The 2,569-nt window shown below is 68.8% G+C and carries 1 protein-coding gene; it reads left to right on the top strand.

Translation table 11 applies throughout. The features are described from left to right. Positions 1-155: 155 nt before the first annotated feature. The coding region (locus tag G6027_RS17165; protein WP_241727234.1) for an MMPL family transporter at positions 156-2,569 on the top strand (2,414 nt) is incomplete at its 3' end.

Here is a 2,569-nt window from a genome sequence, read left to right on the forward strand (position 1 = left end):
ACGCAAGGAGTCCGGCCCGCGGCCCGGCCCGGCGGGCGGCGAGGCCGCGATCGGGTGGCGTGCGACACAAAAGCTTGCACGGGCTGTGCAATGGTGCAGTCGCCGTGCAAACCTGTCAGGGTCGCGAGTCGCATCTACGCATGAGGAGCCAGCGCATGGCGTCATTTCTCTACCGGATCGGAAGATCGGCCTACCTGCACAGATGGAGGTTCATCGCGGTCTGGGTGCTGCTGATCTTCGGCGTCGGCACCGCCGCGGCCACGATGTCGCAGCAGACCAGCACCACCTTCTCGATCCCGGGCCTGGAGTCGATCGAGACCCAGGAGGAGATGCAGGAGAGGTTCGCCGGGGCGGGGGATCAACTCGACGCACCGACGGGCACCGTCGTCATCCGCGCCCCGGAGGGCAGCACCCTCACCGATCCGGCGGTGACGGAGGACGTCGACGCCTTCCTCGCACAGGTGCGGGAGCTGGACTTCCTCACCGACACCGACGCGATCGTCAACCCGGTTCTCGCCGCCGAGGGGATGTCGCAGCAGCTGACCGAGGCCAAGGCCGCCCAGGAGATCCCGCAGGACCAGATCGAGGCAGACATCGCGGCCCTGAGCCCGCTGAGCGCGGACGAGACCACCGGCACCGTCCAGGTCCAGTTCGCGGCCGAGACGACCATGGACATCGAGGCCGAGGACCGCGAGGCCTTCGCCGACGTCGTCGCCGAGCACGAGGGCGACCTGACCCTCGCCTACTCCGGCAACGCTTTTCAGATGTCCGAGATCAGCGCCATCGGCGAGCTCATCGGCATCGCGGTGGCGGCGGTGATCCTCCTCGTCACCTTCGGTTCGCTGATCGCCGCGGGGATGCCGCTGCTCACCGGGATCATCGGCGTCGGGATCGGCATCGCGGGCATCTTCGCCGCCACCGCCTTCACGGACACGATCAACACCATGACGCCGACCCTGGCGTCCATGATCGGTCTCGCCGTGGGCATCGATTACGCGCTGTTCATCGTCTCCCGATTCCGCACCGAGCTGGTCAAACACATCGGCGGAAACGATCTCGAGCCCGCGGAGCTCGCGGAGAAGCTCAAGACCATCGACGCCAAGCAGCGCGCACACCTCGCCGGGCTGGCGGTCGGCAAGGCCGGTTCCGCGGTCGTCTTTGCCGGACTCACGGTGCTCGTCGCCCTCGCCGCGCTGTCGATCATCAACATCCCGTTCCTCACCGCGATGGCACTGTCCGCCGCGGCGACCGTGGCGATCGCCGTCCTGGTCGCCATCACGCTGCTGCCCGCCATCCTCGGTGCCGTCGGGACCAAGCTCTTCGCGGCCCGTGTCAAGGGCGTCAAGGCGCCCGACCCGGAGGACGAGAAGCCGACGATGGGCCTGACGTGGGTGCGCCGCATCCGCGCCCGCCCGGTGCTCTTCGCGACCGCCGGTGTCCTGCTGCTCATCCTGCTGGCCCTGCCGGCCGTCCAGCTGCGGCTGGCCATGCCGTCCGACGGCACCATGGCCCCTGACACCCCGAACCGCGTGGCCTACGACATGACCGACGAGGCGTTCGGCCCCGGTCGCAACGCCCCCATGATCGCCTTCGTGGACACGCTCGGGATCGCGGAGGAGGAGCGTCCGGCCGCGTGGGCCACCGCCGCGGCGGACATCCAGGCGCTCGACGGTGTGCAGAACGCGCAGATCATCGAGACCAACGAGGCGGGCGACGCCGCCCAGGTCCTCGTCACGCCGGAGTACGGGGCGATCGACGAGCGGGCCGCGGACGTCCTCGCGGAGATCCGGTCCGGTGTCGCGGCCTTCGAACAGGAGACCGGAGGGACCTACTCCGTCACCGGTGTCACCCCGATCTACGAGGACATCTCCGAACGCCTCACCGAGGTCCTGCTGCCGTACATCGCCATCGTGCTGGCCCTCGCGTTCATCCTGCTCATGCTGGTGTTCCGGTCGATCTGGGTGCCGCTGATCGCGGCGCTGGGATTCGGCCTCTCGGTCGCGGCGACCTTCGGCGTCACCGTGGCGATCTGGCAGGAGGGCTGGGGCGGGATCATCTCCGATCCGCAACCCGTCATCAGCTTCCTGCCGATCATGCTCATCGGCATCGTGTTCGGTCTGGCGATGGACTACCAGGTGTTCCTGGTCACGAGGATGCGCGAGGGGTGGGTGCACGGCAAGACCGCCCACAACGCGGTCGCCAACGGCTTCAAACACGGGGCCCGCGTCGTCACCGCCGCGGCGTTGATCATGATCAGCGTCTTCGCCGCCTTCATGACGATCGACGAGCAGTTCATCAAGGTCATGGGCTTCGCGCTGGCGATCGCGGTGCTGTTCGACGCCTTCGTCGTCCGCATGACGATCATCCCCGCGGTGATGTTCCTGCTCGGCGAGCGGGCCTGGGGTCTGCCGCGCTGGCTCGACAGGCTCCTGCCCACCGTCGACGTCGAGGGGTCGGCTCTGGAGACTGCAGAGGGGTCCGCACAGTCGGGGCCGGAAGCCGGCACGGACGCAGATGACGCCGGCCGCGGCGCCGACCGCGACCCGGCACTCGTCGGCGGCCGGCACTC

The organism is Dietzia sp. SLG310A2-38A2, assembly GCF_014145095.1.
Classification (GTDB): Bacteria; Actinomycetota; Actinomycetes; order Mycobacteriales; family Mycobacteriaceae; genus Dietzia.